This is a genomic window from Paenibacillus sp. Y930, from assembly GCF_056786375.1.
On record NZ_JBXCIX010000031.1, the window covers coordinates 1 to 923 of the forward strand.

Consider the following 923-nt stretch of genomic DNA (forward strand, 5'->3'; position numbering starts at 1 on the left):
TCAACTCTCCTCTAGTAGAACCAGACTCTACTGATCGTTAGTTCAAGATCGTTAGTTCAAGAGTGTTTTTCATTGATTTCCGATAACGTTCTTGTATTCACGAACTTGCGCAGCAAGTTGTCACTGATTATACTACTCTGCCAAATGCATCATAGTGACCAAGGCGTAGCCGCTGCGTGAATACTGTGTTATATGTAGTCACTTCTACTCGAGTAACCTAATTAGACTTTTTCTTTAATCGATTTATTAATTCAAGTTTCTCTTGATCTTTTTTATTTCTTGTATGGATCCGATAACCATCTTGTATTGATTTTTTATATACTATTTCGTATTGTTCTAAATTAAGTACTTTATACTTTATTTGATCATTCTCTTTTTCCATAATGTCTTGCTCCTTAATTCCAACGAACGTTTCTAATTCTTCTATATTAGAAAATGCAATTCTAGTTCTTTCATTTCTAAATTCATGTTCATCAATATCTTCCAACCTATATCCAAGTTGTTCTACTACTTCCTTTAATTCATTCCATTTTTCATTAATAAATACGTTTGGTATTAAGATATCAATATCACTGGGTGCTAAATCTATTGACGTTATATGTTCTAATCCCAAAGAACCGTACATCAATGGTATGATATTTAACTTATTGTTTAATTCACTGGAAAGGGCATGAAATTATTGTATTAAATTACCATTCAAGTACTGTCATCTCTTTTCTAATTTTAATTTTTCAAGTGATTACATATAACGTTCTTGTATTCACGAACTTGCGCAGCAAGTTGTCAGATAGAAATTACATCTTGAATTTCCTCTTCTGACCAAGGCGTAGCCGCCGCGTGAATACTGTGTTATGAGATGTCGGCGACTTCTTGAATTACTTAAGATTCTATTCGTTCATTAAACATTTCATTTATACTATGTA

Annotated in this window: 1 protein-coding gene; it reads right to left on the bottom strand. The window is 32.2% G+C overall.

Annotated features, from left to right (window positions below):
- Nucleotides 1-217 precede the first annotated feature (217 nt).
- Nucleotides 218-613, bottom strand: coding sequence for a hypothetical protein (locus AC1TO5_RS21195; protein WP_482064820.1), 396 nt, complete (start codon nucleotides 611-613; stop codon nucleotides 218-220).
- Nucleotides 614-923 lie beyond the last annotated feature (310 nt).